Raw genomic sequence first — 18442 nt, forward strand, 5'->3', positions numbered from 1 at the left:
CAACTAACGTTATATAATATAAAAAGAGGCGCTAATTGGCGCCTCTTTTTTTTGTTGTTTTTAGTTTAAAATTAGTATTTCAGGATCTTTAAAACTTCACTTTCAAAGTTCTCACCTTTAATTCTCACAAAGTATATTCCTGTACGATATCTACTTAGATTGATATTGGTATCTATAGTTCCTTTTTTAATTTTTACCGCATCTTGCATAACTACATTTCCTCTAAAGTCATATAAATATAAAGTGGCTTGTGCTTCTATACTAGCAGTAATTCTAATAGTACTTTGGCCTCTAGTTGGGTTTGGTGATGCAACCACTTTCTCCACCACTACCTCTAGCTGGTTGTCTGAGCATGATCCTAATTTACCACCATTTCTTAAGAATGCAGGTACTGCATTTTTTGAGACACAGAAAGCTTTTCCTTTATAACAAACCTGAACTTTTTGATTCCATTTATTGTTTCCACAAGTTATATCTTCTACCGTAACAGTAACTTCACCAGTAACAGAACATCCCGATACATCTGTAACTTCTAGAGAATATGTAGTAGTTTCAGATGGACAAACAGTTATGGTTTTTGAAGTATCTCCTGTATTCCATAGATACGTATATTCACCTCTCCCACCAGTAACAGAAACTGCTTCAATGCTAGTACATGTGGTATCATATCCAGAATATACTACTACATCTTTAGTCATTTCCAATTCTAAAGCTGGTCCTTCTTCAACTACTACTTCAGCATTAACAGAATTTGATAATGCATCTGTAATCACAACCGTATACGTTCCCGCTACTAAACTGGTAGCTGTTTGGGTTGTTTGCCCATCACTCCAAACATAGGTATAAGGAGCAACTCCACCTTCTACATTTACAGTTGCAGAACCTGTGGCGGTTCCATTACAAGTAACATTTGATGCTTCTATAGATGCAACCTGAACACTTTTTAGAATCATTCTTACAGAGACAGGAAAATGGTCTGATGCTGTAGTAGTAAAATCACTATTAAAATATTCGTAATGTACCCGTGCACTTCCATCCACATAATTATTTGTAAGCTCATTAGAGACAGCTATATGATCTATCATATTCTCTCTAAAAGCATAAGATCTAAAACCTTGAGCACTAAGAACAGCTGTTAAGATATCGTAGTTCTGAGTATCCTGAACAAAAGCGTTATAAGTGGTTACTGTAGTATTTACATTATCTGCAACGGTAACATCTACATCATCGTTATAATCTCCTAAAATAATAATATTCTTATCTGAATAGTAAGTATCTAATGAATCTTTCAATACTTCCACATCATACTTTCTCATATCATATCTAGACTGTGAGTTGGTACTTCCATTTGCTCTTGCATGTAATTCAACAAAATTGATGGTTTTAGTTTGCCCATTTAAAGTAACATCTGCTTCCATCATAAATGGCAATCTCCCACTTGCGTAAAATCTATCTGGAGTTTCTGGATAATCTGCTAAAAGAGATCCATCACCATCATAAAATGGATGTACCGACGTGAACATTGCTCTTGTAGATTTTACCGAAACTACATCTGTTCTATAGATAAATCCAACTTTTTGACCGCCTGGTGAATCTGGATAAGAGGTTGCATTAGATAATACATAATCATATCCTTCCATTTCAGAAACCATTTCTCCAAAAAGAACATCGTCTGAGATCTCTTCAACACCAATAACATCTGCTTCAAGATCTAAGAGAATCGCTTTTACGCGTTCCTTTTGAACAGCGTCTGAGTCTGGAGAACCCTTGGCAGGAGAATTTCCTTCGTCACCAAACCACTCTATGTTCCATGCTACAACATCAAAAGTAAGATCTCTTGAAATATCAGAATCAGATCCAGTATTGTCATAAACATCTGCACATGGAAGGTCTGTAGACAATCTTGGTAATAATTGGAAAATCTGATTATATCTACCCACTACTCCAATAACTTCGGAACATGATGCTGGCATTTGCTTTCCTATCAAACCACTTACGTCTGCATCTAGTCTTAATTCTCCATTACCAGAATCATCAGTAACTACATAGTTCTCATTACCAAAGATCAAACTACCTGATCCAGAAAATGTTACATCTGAAATACGTACCAATTCTCCGGGGTGCTGACTAAGTTCTGCTACGGTAATATCTAAAGGTATTATAGGTGCATCTGCAACTCCCTCAAAATCTACGCGCGCTACAGGACTAATTTGGATCTGCCCGTTGTAACTGCTTTTTGTTCCTGTAACGGTAATTTTATCTCCAATATTAAAAGTTCCATCTCCGTGAACCATACCATCAAAAATTGCAACACCACCAGTAACATCTTGTAAGTATGCAGAACCTCTAAATTGATCGCTTACTGTAAGGGTTCCTGTAATAGTAACGGTGGTTCCATCTAGAGCATTTCTAGCTTCTAAGATTGTGATCAATTCTGTTTGTGGAGCTAAAGCTCCGTTCTCTGTGCCCGGTGTAGGGTCTGTAGCTACATAATTAGCTGTATTTTTTACTCCACCTTCCCCATTCGGGATTCTTTGTAAGGAATGTATTCCTTGATTCCCAGCTGCATTTTCATCTGCCTGTAATTGTCCTTCATTTAAAAGTACAATAAGTTCTTCATCCTGAGGATCATCGGTACCATATACCAAAGCGTCTACTAAATTATCTGTGCTAATTGCAGAACCATTCGGAAAATTGGTAGCTGAAGTTTGATAAACTGCAACGGCATCTGCACCATTCTGAAAGGTATTATTTGCAACTACCATATTCACGTTGGCAACATCTGCATTACCCATAACAAAATACCCCTCTGCATTGGTAAGTTGCCCTGCAAGATCTATTGTATTATAACTTAGATCATTATTACCATTATAAAGAACAACGATAAATCCGTCTAAAGGAGTATTCCCTTTTCCTCCATCGTATAGTTCTAAAAATTCCTGAGTGTCTGATCCTGGAGTATCTGCATCTAGCTCGTTTATCACCAAAGAAACCGGCTCTAAAATATTAGTGTTCGGTTTTCCTGGCGTTGGAAGTGCCTGCGTATAGGTATCAGTGTTTCTTACTCCACCAGAACCATTTGGAAATCTTTGAGAAGAATGCGCATCTTTATTTCCATTCCCATCTTCATTAATTTGAGACTGTCCTTCATTTAATAATACTAACAATCCTGCATCATCTGCATCATTAGTATCATAGACTAGTGCGTCTAGTAAATTATCTGTACTAATTGCGGTTCCATTTGGAAAATCTGCTGCAGATCCTTCAAAAAGTGCTACTGCATCTGCTCCGTTTTGAAGTCCGTTGCTATTAAATTGTAAGCTTACGTTTTCCACATCTGCATTTCCTAGAACGAAATATCCATTTGCATCTGTGCTATAACTAGAAAGATCGATGGCATTATAGCTTAGATCATTAGATCCGTTATAAAATACCAATACTTTCCCATCCAAAGAACTGTTACCAGCACCTCCATCATATAATTCTATAAACTCCAGAACATCTGTCCCTTCTGTATCTGCATCTACTTCATTAATTACAATAGTTGGTGGTACTACTTCTCCCCCAAAATCCTGACCGGTATTAACGGCATTGTAAGTATTGGATGCAGCAGGTTGCCATGTAAAATTTTGATACTCTTGTCCGCGTCCGGAAAGTTGTAATGAAAAACCAGCTTCTGGAGCAGGGTCTTCTTTTACACCAATATCTGTACTCTCAAGTCCGCTAGCTACACCTGCTGTGGCAGTAAGTACACCTTCATAACTTAAGAATTGCACTACTTCTAAATTATTCACTAAAGCAAATCCATCTGGAGATCCATTTTGCAATCCTGAAATTGGGAAAAATATGGTTCCAAAGCCTCCTTGAAGATCTGGTATAATTCCAGATAAATTGGTAGTTCCTGAAACTACTCCCCCATTTCCATTGTACTCTACAATGCTCCATCCATCTAGATTTGTACCTGCTGGCCCGGCAATCTCTATACCTTCTTCTATATCTCCACCTAGGTTATCGTAATGCAATTCATTAACGAAGACCGACTGCGCGATAAGGTTCCCAGTCATTAAAAATGAGACTATTAGCAGTCCCAAAAATTGTAATTTTTGTTTCATAATCATTTTTATTTTGGTGCTACAATAAAGGATTTTTTATTAAAACCTACTTTAAGTTTTTATTAACAGAAGGTTAACTCCTTGATTTTATTTTCAATTTTTATAGCAATAACAATGGTTTAAAACCAAAATTGGTGTAACATTTGGTGTATAACTTAGTCTTATTTAAAAACAACAAATTTTGTCTTAATGAAAAAAATAATATACTCTCTATCATTACTTTCTGTAATGTTTGGATGTAAAACCTCTCAAAAACTATCAACCATTACCCCTCAACCTGTAGTGGTGAAAATGGATCTTGTAAATGTTGTAGATGATCAGGTAAAAGTGACGGTAGATCCTGGAAAGTTCACAGAAGATCAAACCACATTCTATATTCCTAAAACTGTTCCTGGTACTTATAGTATAGATAATTATGGTGAGTTTATTGAAAACCTAAAAGCATATGACTATTTAGGGAATGAGCTATTAGTTGCTAAAACAGACGTAAATTCATGGTTAATAGATAATGCAACCCAATTAGACAAGGTCACCTATTACGTAAATGATTCTTTTGATATGGAAGGTGAAAAAGGAGTTTTCTCCCCTTCTGGAACTAATATAGATAAGGATAAGAATTTTATGCTGAACCTTCATGGGTTTGTGGGATACTTCAAGAATCTTACAGAACAACCTTATGAGTTACTAATTAAAAGACCAGAGGGACTTACTCCGGGTACATCTTTAATGGCGGCAAACTCTTCACCAGATAAAGTATCGCCTAAAACTATGGTAGATCTCTTTAAGGCTTCAAGGTATTTTGAAATTACAGATCAACCTATTATGTATGCAAAACCAGATACTGCCTACATAAATATAAAAGGGATGAGAGTTCTTCTAGATGTATATTCTCCAAATGGTGTTCATAGTGCCAAAGAGATAAAGCCAGAAATTGAGAAAATGGTTACAGCTCAAAAAAACTTTTTAGGAGATATAGATAAAACTGCTAATTATGCTATTATTCTTTATTTAGCAGACCCTAATCTATTAGATGCTAAAGGATATGGTGCTTTAGAACACCACACCTCTACAGTAGTAGTTTTACCCGAAACTATGCCTTTAGATAAGTTGAATCAATCTATGACAGATGTTGTTTCTCACGAGTTCTTTCATATACTTACTCCATTAAGTGTGCATTCAAATGAAATTCACTATTTCGATTATAATGACCCTAAGATGTCTGAGCATTTATGGATGTATGAGGGCGTAACAGAATATTTCGCAAATCTATTTCAGATCAATCAAGATCTTATCGGCAATGATGAATTTTATGGAAGAATTTCAGAAAAGATCGAAAGTTCAAAAAACTTTAATGACACCATTCCTTTTACAGTAATGAGTCGTAATATATTAGAAGAGCCTTATAAAAATGACTATTACAATGTTTATCAAAAAGGTGCGCTAATTGGAATGTCCTTAGATATTAAATTACGCGAATTGAGTGATGGTAAAACTGGTATCTTAGATCTTATGAGTAAGCTTAGCCAGAAATATGGTAAAGATACTCCATTTAAAGATGAAGAGCTAATTCCAACAATTGTATCACTTACCTATCCGGAGATTCAGGATTTCTTTGATACATACGTTAAGGGAACCACTCCAATCCCATACGAGGAATTTTTAGAAATTGTAGGTTTAGAATTTTCAGAACAGGAAATCGAAACCTCGTTCTTTATAAATGGTAGAGTACCTTATATAGATGGAAATCCAGAAAACATGAGTCTTTTCTTTAGAAAGGGAATTAAATTGAATTCATTTTTTAAAGAATTAGGAGTTGAAAATGGAGATGTGATCAAGACCGTTAACGGAGCATCTTATAATATTCAAAATGCTTATGATCTTGTTATGGCATCACAGAATTGGAAAGAAGGAGAAAACTTTACCATGGTTGTAGAAAGAGATGGAAAAGAAATTTCATTTCAAGGAAAGATATTTACTCCTAAAGATATGAAGGTAACTTTAGGCGCAAAAGAGCTTCCTGCAGATAGCAAAGCAGTAATGCTTAGAAAAGCTTGGTTAAAAGGATAAATTCTATATTGAGAACAAAAGGCGACAATTAGTACATTGTCGCCTTTTTTATTTTTAATCCTCAGGCTAAGACTCTCAGGTTCTTAGACAAGATCATTTAAATAATTTTAAAATTAATTTCCTATTTGTAAATTGAGGCTTTACATTTAGAGATTCTAACAAGTAACTACCTATGGAAATACCTATTTTAAAAGACATCGTAGTAATACTAGGGCTGTCTATTTTTATCATCTTGGTATTTCAAAAATTAAAGGTGCCCTCTTTACTCGGATTCTTGTTAGCCGGAATTATCGCCGGGCCACATGCTTTTAACCTTATTAGTTCCAGACATGAGGTAGAATTACTCTCAGAAATTGGGATCATTTTTCTATTATTCATTATCGGAATAGAACTCTCTTTAAAAGGGCTGGCTTCTATGAAGAAGATGATCTTATTGGGTGGTGGTGTTCAGGTTGGGGGAACTATTTTAATAACCGCAGCTATTGCTTATTTCTTCGGAATAGATATTAATAGCGGGATATTTCTTGGGTTCTTATTCTCTTTAAGTAGTACCGCCATAGTTCTAAAATTGTTTCAAGAAAGAGGAGAAGTTACCTCTCCTCACGGGAGAATTACAGTGGCCATATTAATATTCCAAGATATTATTGTAGTACCCATGATGCTTTTAACTCCATTATTAGCAGGAAAAGCAGAGAATATTTGGCTCACCATAGGCATCTTATTACTAAAGATCTTAGGAGTAGGTATCGTGATCTATCTTTTGGCTATTTATGTGGTGCCTAGAGTATTTAAAATGGTAGTGAAAACCAAAAATAGAGAACTTTTCATTCTAACTACAATCGTATTTTGCTTCGCTATAGCATGGTTAACATCTTCTGTAGGATTATCTTTAGCATTAGGCGCTTTCTTTGCGGGACTTATTATTTCAGAATCCGATTATAGCCATCAGGCCACAGCGAACGTGCTGCCATTTAGAGAAATATTTATAAGTTTCTTCTTCATTTCTGTTGGGTCTTTATTGAACTTAAAATTCTTTTTCAGCCACATTCACTGGATCTTATTATTGATTGTAGGGGTGATCTTGTTGAAAATGCTCATTATAGCTTTTACAGTGATATTGTTAAAATATCCTCCAAGAACCGTTTTTATGGTGGTATTTTCCATCTTTCAGGTAGGAGAATTCTCTCTTTTATTATCTACAGAAGGCTTAAAGAATGGATTGTTAGGAGAAAATTTATATCAATATTTCTTAGCCATCTCTATTATTACAATGGGACTTACCCCATTTATAATGAACTATGCAAATCAACTTACATATTATTTGGTTCGAATTCCCATCCCTACAGCCGTAAAACACAGATTGAATCATCTAAGAAAGAACGCTCCAAAAGAAGAAGTTCAAAAGGAAGCATTAAAAGATCATTTAGTAATAATTGGTTATGGTATTAATGGTAAGAATATTTCTAAAGCCGCCCGAAATACTAATATTCCATACACAATTGTAGACCTGGAACCGGAAGCATTTCAGGAAGCTAAGAAAAAAGAGGAGCCTATTACTTTTGGTGATGCAACCAACCCGGTAATTTTAAAACATTTAAATGTGCAGGAAGCTAGGGTGGTGGTAATTGCCATCTCAGACCCCGCGGCCACAAAGAAGATCATTCAGGCCGTAAGAGCTTTTACTCAAACTGCGTGTATCATTGTGAGAACTAGATACGTTAGAGAGATAGAAGATAATATTAGGCTTGGAGCAGATGAGGTAATACCGGAAGAGTTTGAAACTTCTATAGAAATCTTTAGTAGGGTGCTTAGAAAATATCTTATTCCTTTTGATGAGATCCAAAATTTCATCAATCAGGTTAGATCATCAGACTATGAAATGCTGACTAGCATAAAGGAAGGCCCGCACTCCCCATCCTATAAGCATTTAAATATTCCGAATAAAGAAATCGTAACCCTAAGTGTACAACAAGGAACCAACTCTGTAGTTGGCAAAACCATTGAAGGTGCCGGAATAGGACGAGATTACGGTGTAACTGTACTTGCCATTAAAAGAGATAAACACTATTTAACAGAGATTTCTCCAGATACCAAGATAGAACAGGGAGATCTGCTCTATATCTTTGGAGCCCCTAATAATATTAATAATCTTAATAAGATATTATCTCTGTAAAAAGATTTTTCGTGATATTCATCTAGAACTTATAATATACTATCTGTTGATATTAGTTGCCTATTTATCTAAATGGTATAGGTTAAAATAGATATATTTATTTTTGAAACAAACCAAATTAGATATCATGTCTATACTTCCAGACGATCTTGTACGCTATCAAAAGTTTATTGGCTTTATGCTAAAATATTGGAATAGCGATCTTTTAAACCATACAGCAAATTCTGCATTACAGGAAACTCAAGGAGATGAAAAGGTGATCGAAAAATTTGATCAGTCTCCAGAAGAATTAGTAGAAGACCTGAAAAATATGGGGCCAACCTATATCAAATTAGGGCAGTTACTATCTACAAGACCAGATTTGCTGCCAGATGCTTATCTCAAAGCATTAGCCACTTTACAAGACAATGTACCTCCAATTCTTTTCTCTGAAGTTCACAAATTGGTAGAAGAAGAAATTGGAAGTAGAATTTCTAAAGCCTTCAATACGTTTGAGGAAAAACCTATTGCTAGCGCCTCCATAGGGCAGGTACATAAAGCAACTTTAAAATCTGGAAAACCCGTAGCCGTAAAAATTCAGCGACCGGGAATTAGAAAGATGTTTCTGGATGATCTAGATACGCTAAAAGAAATAGCTGCTTTTGCAGTAAAGCATACCACCACCGGTAAAAAATATGCTTTTGATGAAGTTTTAGAAGAGTTAAGACATATATTATTACAAGAATTAGATTATAACAGAGAAGCTCAAAATTTGATAAGCTTAGGCAGAAATCTGAAAAATTTTAGCTTGCTCACTGTTCCCCAGCCTGTATTAGATTATTCTTCTTCCCGTGTACTTACCATGGAATTTATTGAGGGTAAAAAGATAACCAGCATTTCACCATTATACAGATTAGAAAATGATCTTTCACCTATGTTAGATCAATTGGTTGCGGCTTATTTACAGCAGATCATTACAGATGGTTTTGTACATGCAGATCCACACCCGGGAAATATTCATATCACAAAACAAGATACTATAGCCCTTATAGATCTGGGAATGGTTGCTAAGTTCACTCCTAATATTCAACAAAAGATCTTACAATTGCTAATAGCATTAAGCCATGATGATGGAGAAGCGACGGCAGATGTTCTTCTTAATATGAGTGAGATAAATGAAGATTCTAATGTTAAGACCTTCAAAAAAGTGATCAATCATTTAGTGGCAGACGGACAAAACCAGATGGCCAAGGATATGCAAACCGGAAAAATGCTTATTCAGATGAATAGAATTGCTGCAGATAATGGAATTCATATTTCTGTGGAAGTAAATATTCTAGGAAAGATCCTTTTAAACATGGATCAGATCATAGCTGTTCTAGATCCAGAATTTGACCTTCGGAAAGCCATACAAACTCATGTCCATAAGATAATGAGAGATAAAATGTATGACGAATTGAAACCGGAAAATATGTTCTCTATCTTATTAGAGTCAAAAAAGTTATCTGAAAACCTGCCGGAGCGATTAAATAAAATATCTCATAATCTGGCAAATAATGAATTTAGAATGAAGATTGATGCTATTGATGAAAGCAGGTTTACAGATGGTTTTCAAAAAGTAGCAAATAGAATTACATTAGGCCTTATAATAGCTGCAATGATAGTTGGTGCTGCTATGATGATGAAAGTACCTACCAATTTTACGCTCTTAGGTTATCCTGGGCTCGCTATAATTTTCTTTCTAATTGCTGCTATGGGTGGAATTGCATTAAGTTATATTATTATCTTCAAGGATGAAGGATACAAGCACAAGAAAAAATAATACTCCTCCATTAATATTTAAATAAATTACACGTTTATGAAATTTTATTATCTCCTATTTTTTACATTTTTTACTACCATTAGCTTTGCTCAAAAGGAATTGCCTGTAGATACTATGGTTGTTTCTAAGCATTCTGTAAATATTAATGGTAAGAATATAGCGTACACCACTCAAGCAGGAATGCAACCGGTATGGAACAAAGCCGGAAAAGCTGTTGCTGGTTTATTTTATACTTATTATAAAAAGGATAATGTTAAAAATCTAGAGAACAGACCTTTAGTAATTTCCTTTAATGGTGGGCCAGGTTCTGCTTCGGTATGGATGCACTTAGCATATACAGGCCCTAGAATTTTAAAAATAGATGATGAAGGTTTTCCGATTCAACCTTATGGGGTAAAAGAAAACCCCTATTCCATTCTTGATATTGCAGATATAGTTTATGTAAATCCAGTAAACACAGGCTATTCTAGATTTTTGCAGAACCAGATGGACAATATTGATAAAAAGGATTTTTTTGGTGTAAATGCCGATATTAAATATCTAGCTGAATGGATAAACACTTTTGTTTCAAGAAAGAATCGATGGTTATCTCCTAAATATTTAATTGGTGAAAGTTATGGAACCAATAGAGTGTCTGGATTAGCGTTAGAACTTCAAGAAGCTCAATGGATGTATCTTAATGGAGTAATTTTAGTTTCTCCTACAGAAATAGGGATAGAGCGAGATGGTCCTGTAGAAGTTGCCAATAGACTTCCATATTTTGCTGCAGCAGCATGGTATCATAATAAGCTTCCAAAAGAACTTCAAGCTAAAGATCTAGATGAGGTATTACCGGAGGTGGAAAAATATACCATAGAAACCTTACTGCCAGCAATGATACATGGAGGATTTTTACCGGAAAATGAAAAGAAAGAGATCGCTTCGAAAATAGCTTTCTACTCTGGAATTTCTGAAAAGACCATTCTTCAAAACAATCTAGCTGTTCCTTTTCAATATTTTTGGAAAGAACTTTTACGCGATGAAGGTGGTTATACAATTGGAAGACTAGATTCTAGATATTTAGGAATAGATGCAAAAGCTGCCGGAGATTCTCCAGATTATAACTCAGAGTTGAATTCATGGTTACATTCATTTACACCAGCTATAAATTATTATTTAAATAATGATCTTGACTTTAAAACAGATGTAAAATATAATATGTTTGGATCTGTTTACCCATGGGATAGGGATAATGACAATACAGGAGAAAACCTAAGACAAGCTATGGCAGAAAATCCAAACTTAAATGTGATGATCCAATCTGGCTATTATGATGGTGCATGTACTTATTTTAATGCTAAATACAGTATGTGGCAATTAGACCCTAGTGGTAAAATGAAAGATAGGTTAAGCTTTAAAGCCTACAGAAGCGGACATATGATGTATCTTAGAAATGAAGATCTAAAATCTGCAAATAATGATATTCGCTCTTTTATAGAGAATTCCATACCTAAAGAGGGAAGCTCAGCAAAATATAAACGCTAAGCCATTAAGACTAAAAATATAAAAGCTCAGAGATATCTCTGAGCTTTTATAATATATGATGAAGTTTGTTAATTAACTTACAGGTTTAACTCCAATTTGCTTTAAAATCCCAAGTTCATCTGTACTTCCCCAACGTTCTATTAGTTTACCATTCTCAAATCTTCCAATTTGCATTCCACGAACGCTAAATGTTTTACCTGTTGGTGATACCCCCATAAACTCACCCTTATGTGTTCCGGAAACAGTATATGCAAAGCATACATTATCTTTATCTGTAACCATATGCGCAACCTCAGCATGAAAATCTGGAAATGCAGATCTCATCATAGTAAAAAAGTCGATGAAACCTTGAGCTCCTGGACCCTGAATATCTGCAGGATCATGATCTACCACATTATCTGCAACTACTTCTCTAATCATTTCTAGTTGCCCGGTGTTTATAGCTTCAGCAAATTTTTCTTGTGCTGCAATATTTTTGTCTTTACTCATAATTATATTTTTAAAATTAATTTTTATAGTCCGCTTATATAACTTCCATACAGATCTTTAAACTGAATTCCTTCTGAGAATCTATATTTATTCAATTTCTTATACTCCACCAGTCCCCAAAGTAAAAACTCCTTCAAAAAGTATTTATCCTCTTCAGAAACTTCTGGTTGATATTTCTCTATAAGCTTATTTAATGGAGGTACAGAATCTAGCTTTTCTTTGTATTGCTTATCTGTAAGCTCATCTAGTAATTCAAATCCGCTTTCAGCAAAAAACCATTCTACAAGATCGTTGTAAGGGTTTTCTGCATCTGGCTTTTCTAGTTTCTCTATTTTAGGAAAATAATTTACAAAAAGTGTTTTTACTGCACCACCAATTAATTCTTGAGCTACAGAATCACTTCCCTCCTGCTCTCCTTCATATACAAGCTCTACTTTTCCTGTAATTGCCGGTATTACTCCAAGAAAATCTCCAAATCTTAGTAGGGTTTTTTCTTCTCCATTTTTTATTGCTCTTCGTTCTGCAGTGCTTAAAAGATTTTCAAAAGCAGAAATACTTAATCTTGCACTTATACCGCTTCTTGCATCTATAAATTCATGCTCTCTAGCCTCAAAACTAATTTGCTCTAAAAGATCTTTGGCAAGTTCTGGAACATATATCATTTCTGTCTGGCGGGCATCTAACTTAGCCTCTTGCTGAGTTATAGCCTTAGCAATTTCTATATTGTGTGGATAGTGAGTGAGAATTTGGGAACCAATCCTATCTTTAAGTGGAGTAACAATACTACCTCTATTGGTATAATCTTCTGGATTGGCAGTAAACACAAATTGCATATCTAGGGGCAATCTAAGTTTAAAACCTCGTATTTGTATGTCTCCTTCCTGTAATATGTTGAATAGTGCTACTTGTATACGAGCTTGTAGATCTGGCAATTCATTAATAACAAAAATACTTCTGTTAGCTCTAGGTATCATACCAAAATGAATAACTCTATCATCTGCATAGCTAAGCTTTAAATTAGCAGCTTTTATTGGATCTACATCACCAATAATATCTGCTACAGTAACATCTGGAGTAGCAAGTTTCTCAAAAAATCGTTCCTCTCTGTGCATCCACGAAATTGGAGTAGCATCTCCTTTTTCTTCAATCATTTCTTTAGCATAGCGAGAAATTGGGTGAAAGGGATCATCATTGATCTCAGAACCTTCCACTACCGGAATATATTCATCCAATAATTTAACCATCAATCTGGCTAATCTCGTCTTAGCCTGACCTCTTAAACCTAGTAGATTGATGTTGTGCTTAGATAAAATGGCACGCTCCAACTCTGGAATTACCGTATGCTCGTATCCAAAAATTCCTTCAAAAGCTGGTTCTCCGTTTTGGATCTTCTTAATTAAATTCTGTCTTAATTCTTCTTTTATACTTTTACTCTGGTACCCGGATTTTTTGAGTTCACCAAAATTCTTTATATCATCTACTTTCATATTCAATTCTTCTTTTAAACTTTTTATTTACAATCGAGCTTATATTTCTAAATCACGATTCTAATTATCCTTTTATGCGTTTTTTTCTATTATTTTCATAATCTTCAAAGATCATTTCGCCAAGTCCTTTTAATCCAGTAAAGAAGGCTTTACCATGATTAGCTTGCGTAAATTCTCTCACGAAACGTTCTAAATATGGATCTTGTGCTATCATAAATGTGGTAATAGGAATGCGCAATTTTCTAGCTTGTTGGGCCATATTGTAACATTTATCTATTATATAAGGATCCAAACCAACGCTGTTCTTGTAATAGGTGCCATCTCGTTCTCTAATACAACTAGGCTTCCCATCTGTAATCATAAAAATCTGCTTATTGGTATTACGCTTTCTTCGTAGCAGATCCATTGCCAATTGTAAACCGGCCACAGTATTAGTATGATAGGGTCCTACGCGTAAATATGGAAGATCTCCAATAGAAATTGCCCATGCATCATTTCCGAAAACAAGAATATCCAAAGTATCTTTTGGATATCTGGTAGTTATAAGTTCTGCCAAGGCCATTGCTACCTTTTTTGCAGGAGTTATTCTATCTTCTCCATATAATATCATACTATGACTTATATCTATCATTAGAACTGTGCTCATCTGAGATTTATGATGAGTCTCTTCTACTACCAAGTCATCCTCTGTCATCTGGAAACTTCCTGCTCCATGATTGATCTGGGCATTCTTCAAACTTTCTGTCATAGAGATCTTATCTAAAGAATCACCATATTGATAATCTTTAAACTCGCCTGTATGCTCATCTCCTATTCCCTGATGTTTTGTAGAATGATTTCCAGATCCACTACGCTTTAACTTCCCAAATATTTGGTTCAAGGCCTGCTGTCTTATCGCTCTTTCGGTTTTAGCTGTAATTGCCATACCTCCATTTCCATCTGGATCTATTTCTTCCCTAATAAAGCCTTTCTTTTTAAGATCTTCAATAAAATCGTCTATGGTATAATCTTCATCGGTAAGCTTATACTCCACGTCCAACTGTCTAAGCCAATCTATGGCTTCATCAAAATCTCCAGAAGTATGGGTTATTAATTCTTTAAAAATCTCAAAGAGCTTGTCAAATGGAGATTTTTCCGGCTCTTCAAATTTTTTAAATACAAAACCATTTCTAATGCTATCATTCTTCTTTTTCATAGTTTAAAGTTAAGCCATTTCAGATGGAATACGAAAGCTTTGGCAAATCAACACGGGCTAAATTTTTGTTAATTAAAAAATCTTAATTCTAGATTGCCTATGTAGATATATACCATATTGCTGTTATTCTTTTCTTAAAAACTATATATTATTTATGGAGTTATAAGAGATTTGAATAGATTAAAAAAAGACGGCTAAGAGGAAATCAATTGAAGTTAATTAACCTAGTGAAAGTCTATATCGCTAATTTTTAAGAATAGGCATCTAGTAAAATACGATACTTACAAAAAAGCTCATTTTATTTAATAGAAAATTTATAAATCTATTATCATTAGAAAGTTTTTAAATTTGCATGCATGAATACCTTCCAATTAATTGTTACTATTTTCGGGATTATAATGTTAATTCCAACCATTGCATCACTTACAAAATTTGATCAGTGGTGGATAAGGGGGTTTGACTTTCCTCGTATACAAATAAGCTTTTTAATTTTACTTACCATTGCTTTCTCCATAGAAGTATATTCTTTCGACAGCTATTGGCAGATTGGGTTGGTGCTTCTTCTAGCATTGAGCTTTATCTATCAGGCTGTAAAAATTTATCCTTATACCCTATTTGCAAAAAAGCAGGTTCTGGAATTTCAGGGGAGCGATGATGATGCTATAATATCCATTCTTGTTAGCAACGTACTTACCACTAATAAAAGGTCTGATAAGCTAATAGATAGAGTAAATGAATACAAGCCAGACATTTTATTAACCTTAGAGACCGATGAAAGATGGGAGAATGAATTGGCTGTTATTGAAGAGGATTATCCATATACCGTTAAAATTCCCAAAGATAATTTATATGGAATGCATCTATATTCAAAATTGAAATTAGAAGATATAGATATCAAATACATCATTACTGAAGAGATTCCCTCTATTCACGGATACATAATTATGAATAATGGGGTGAAAATAAAATTACACTGCCTACACCCAAAACCTCCAAGCCCAACCGAGGATGATAATTCTACAAATAGAGACGCAGAATTGTTATTTGTAGGTAGAGATGTAAAAAAAGATCAAGAATCTGTATTGCTCATTGGAGATCTTAACGACGTTGCTTGGTCTAGAACCACTAAATTATTTAGAGAATTAAGCGGACTTTTAGATCCTAGAATTGGAAGAGGATTCTACAATACTTTTCATACAGGTTATGCACTCTTAAGATGGCCCTTAGACCATGTATTTCACACCTGCGATTTTACATTGGTAGAGATAGCAAGGTTAAAAAGCATAGGCTCAGATCATTTCCCAATGTTCATAAAACTTAATTTTGAACCTAGAGCAGAACTGTTGCAAGATGAGCCAGAAGAGCCAGACGAAGATGAAAAAAAATGGGCAGATGAGAAAATTGAAGATGGACACCCAAAGTATGATGATGTTTAAGATTTTAATCTTATTGAAAGAACTGGGCTAATTCTGGGTCTGTTCTTAACTCATTGCATCGTTCTACTGTAATTGGTTTTTCAATAAATGAATAGACATTTTTATAGTCTATAGACTTTTTCTTATCGCAAGAATCTATAGAAGAGGTTACCATTATCACTTTAATATCTTCTGTATCTTCCAAATTTTGCAAGATCTCTAGAAATTCCCAACCGCTAATTTCTGGCATATTTATATCTAGAAAAATAAGGTATTCTCTTTCCTGAATAGTCGTATCTCTCAAATATTTAATGCCTTCTTGAGCATTTTTAAAAGCCAATGGTTCATAAGAAACCCCACATTTCTGAAGAATGCGTTGTTGTACAAAAACTACAATACTGTCATCGTCTATAATTAGGATCTTTGCCATTATACTTCTTGTTCAGTTTTCTCTGTGATCTTACGTATTATTTCATCTAGTTCTTTAGCTGAAGTTACAATATATTCCAAAAGTTTAGATTGCTCTCCTAAACCTCCTTGAACTTGTAATAGATCTATGATAGCCATAATTCTTGCTAACGGGGCTCTAACAACGTGAGACTGCGTCCAGGCTATTTCTTTTAAGCACGCATTCCTGTCTTTAATGGTATTGATATATTCATATATTTCTGTCATATCCTGCATAGAACCTATCATTCTCTTAGGTTTTCCAGAATCATCTGTTACCAGATAACTTCTATCTAGAATATACTTATAACTTCCATCTGAACATTGAAATCTATACTCAACTTGTAAATTGGAAGCACCAGAGAGATACAATTCTTGAGTTTTAAACTTAACCTTATCTCTATCTTCCGGATGTACTTTGTCATCCCACCAATCTCCTTTAGTACCTACCTGCTCTTGGGTATAGCCAAACATCTTTTCCATACCCTCATTATATTCCATTTTATCTAATTGTACATCATAATCTGTAACAGTATCGCTGGTGGCTTTAGCTACAATATTATATCGAAGAAGACTTTCAATAAGCTTGTTCTCCTGCTCTACAAAATCTGTTATATCTCTTGAGTTTGCAACAATTCCACCTACGGAAGGATCATGAGTTAGATTTGTAAGAATGGTCTCAAGCCATCTCCATTCTTCAGACTTAGACCTTACCCTAAATGACTTCAATTGAATTCGCTTAGTATGTTCTAATTTAAGAAAATCTTCCTTCACACTGGCTAGATCTTCCGGATGTATAAGATGAAAGAAATTACTATTTAATATAAGGTCGGGTTCAATTCCTAATATCATTTTGGATGATGGACTAACATACGTATAAGCCCCTTCAAAATTTAAGATCATTACTAGTTCTGATGCTTCTTGAACTAGCGCTTTATATCGCTGTTCACTCAAGATCAAAGCCTTTTCCGCCAGTACTCTTGCAGTAATATCTGTAGCTAATGTTACCCTCGCTTTTTTACCATCAAACTCTATAGGATTGCTTTTAATTTCAAGCTCAATAATTTCTCCACTCTTAGTATAATGCTTTACACTAGTTTTAAGAAAAGTATGTATACAATTCTTCCATATCTTTTCAATTCTAACAGCCTCATCTTCCGCCCAAAGATCCTTAACCGTCATATTGAGAAATTCTTCTTGGGTATATCCATATAAATTAATAGCTGCAGAATTTACGCTAAGAAATTGCAAGCTATTCCTATCTAAAACCCACATTGGTAGCGGACTGGAATCAAATAAGTTTTTATACTTTTTCTCAGATTCGCCCAGCTGTATTGTAGTAATATTACGCTCTATGCTATAGTAAATACTTTTTGATAATTGCGCTGCATTAAGATCATCCTTTAAAAGGTAATCTGAAATTCCTAAATTTAAGGTCTTTACTCCAAAATCTTTATCTGCAAAGCCCGTTAGTACTATTACCGGTATTTTAGGTGCCAATGCTACTACAGAAGTTACAAGATCTTCATTGTTATCTGCATCTGGTAAGGAGAGATCTAATAGTACTACATCAAAATTATGCTCATGAATAAGAAGTTCCTTGGCTTCAGAGAATCGTGCTGCTCGGATTAAACTAATATTTAAATGCTCCTCGTTGAGATAATCTTCTATAAGAATATAATCACCTAAGTGATCTTCAATTACAAGTATATTGAGTTTAGTATTTTTCAAA

General features: G+C 34.6%; 11 protein-coding genes. 5 read left to right on the forward strand and 6 right to left on the reverse strand.

Annotated elements, in window-relative coordinates:
- Positions 1-71: 71 nt before the first annotated feature.
- The gene (locus tag BLT84_RS14955; RefSeq protein ID WP_231929351.1) at positions 72-4112 is read right to left on the reverse strand and encodes a T9SS type A sorting domain-containing protein; all 4041 of its coding nucleotides are present in this window, start codon (positions 4110-4112) and stop codon (positions 72-74) included.
- A 189-nt stretch (positions 4113-4301) separates the two neighbouring features.
- Here BLT84_RS14955 and BLT84_RS14960 point away from each other — a divergent pair, with 189 nt between their 5' ends.
- The 4 genes from BLT84_RS14960 to BLT84_RS14975 all read left to right on the forward strand — a co-directional run bounded on the left by BLT84_RS14960 (position 4302) and on the right by BLT84_RS14975 (position 11677).
- Entirely contained in the window at positions 4302-6179 is a 1878-nt protein-coding gene (locus BLT84_RS14960; protein WP_091267426.1) for a peptidase M61, read from the forward strand.
- A 172-nt stretch (positions 6180-6351) separates the two neighbouring features.
- Positions 6352-8352, forward strand: a complete 2001-nt coding sequence (locus BLT84_RS14965) for a cation:proton antiporter (protein WP_091267429.1) — start codon at positions 6352-6354, stop codon at positions 8350-8352.
- A 103-nt stretch (positions 8353-8455) separates the two neighbouring features.
- Positions 8456-10153, forward strand: coding sequence for an ABC1 kinase family protein (locus BLT84_RS14970; protein WP_231929356.1), 1698 nt, complete (start codon positions 8456-8458; stop codon positions 10151-10153).
- 36 nt (positions 10154-10189) lie between these two features.
- A complete protein-coding gene (locus BLT84_RS14975; protein ID WP_091267435.1) occupies positions 10190-11677 on the forward strand; it encodes a S10 family peptidase in 1488 nt (495 codons plus the stop codon).
- A gap of 72 nt (positions 11678-11749) precedes the next feature.
- On the opposite strand, the gene BLT84_RS14980 is transcribed toward BLT84_RS14975, so the two are convergent.
- The 3 genes from BLT84_RS14980 to BLT84_RS14990 form a co-directional block, all read right to left on the reverse strand.
- Positions 11750-12166 (reverse strand): ester cyclase, encoded by a 417-nt coding sequence (locus BLT84_RS14980; RefSeq protein ID WP_034888194.1) that lies wholly within the window; start codon positions 12164-12166, stop codon positions 11750-11752.
- Positions 12167-12189: 23 nt separating this feature from the next.
- The gene (locus BLT84_RS14985; RefSeq protein WP_091267438.1) at positions 12190-13653 is read right to left on the reverse strand and encodes a magnesium chelatase; all 1464 of its coding nucleotides are present in this window, start codon (positions 13651-13653) and stop codon (positions 12190-12192) included.
- Between the two features lie 64 nt (positions 13654-13717).
- Entirely contained in the window at positions 13718-14848 is a 1131-nt protein-coding gene (locus tag BLT84_RS14990) for a vWA domain-containing protein (protein WP_034888179.1), read from the reverse strand.
- Positions 14849-15204: 356 nt separating this feature from the next.
- Here BLT84_RS14990 and BLT84_RS14995 point away from each other — a divergent pair, with 356 nt between their 5' ends.
- Positions 15205-16284: an endonuclease/exonuclease/phosphatase family protein gene (locus tag BLT84_RS14995; RefSeq protein WP_034888177.1), complete on the forward strand. Its 1080-nt coding sequence runs from the start codon at positions 15205-15207 to the stop codon at positions 16282-16284.
- A 10-nt stretch (positions 16285-16294) separates the two neighbouring features.
- On the opposite strand, the gene BLT84_RS15000 is transcribed toward BLT84_RS14995, so the two are convergent.
- Together BLT84_RS15000 and BLT84_RS15005 are read right to left on the reverse strand one after the other, a co-directional pair.
- Positions 16295-16693: a response regulator gene (locus tag BLT84_RS15000; RefSeq protein ID WP_091267441.1), complete on the reverse strand. Its 399-nt coding sequence runs from the start codon at positions 16691-16693 to the stop codon at positions 16295-16297.
- A complete protein-coding gene (locus BLT84_RS15005) occupies positions 16693-18441 on the reverse strand; it encodes a PAS domain S-box protein (protein WP_091267444.1) in 1749 nt (582 codons plus the stop codon). The genes BLT84_RS15000 and BLT84_RS15005 overlap by 1 nt, the downstream gene beginning before the upstream one ends.
- Position 18442: the final 1 nt, after the last annotated feature.

The organism is Gillisia sp. Hel1_33_143, assembly GCF_900104765.1.
GTDB lineage: Bacteria > Bacteroidota > Bacteroidia > Flavobacteriales > Flavobacteriaceae > Gillisia.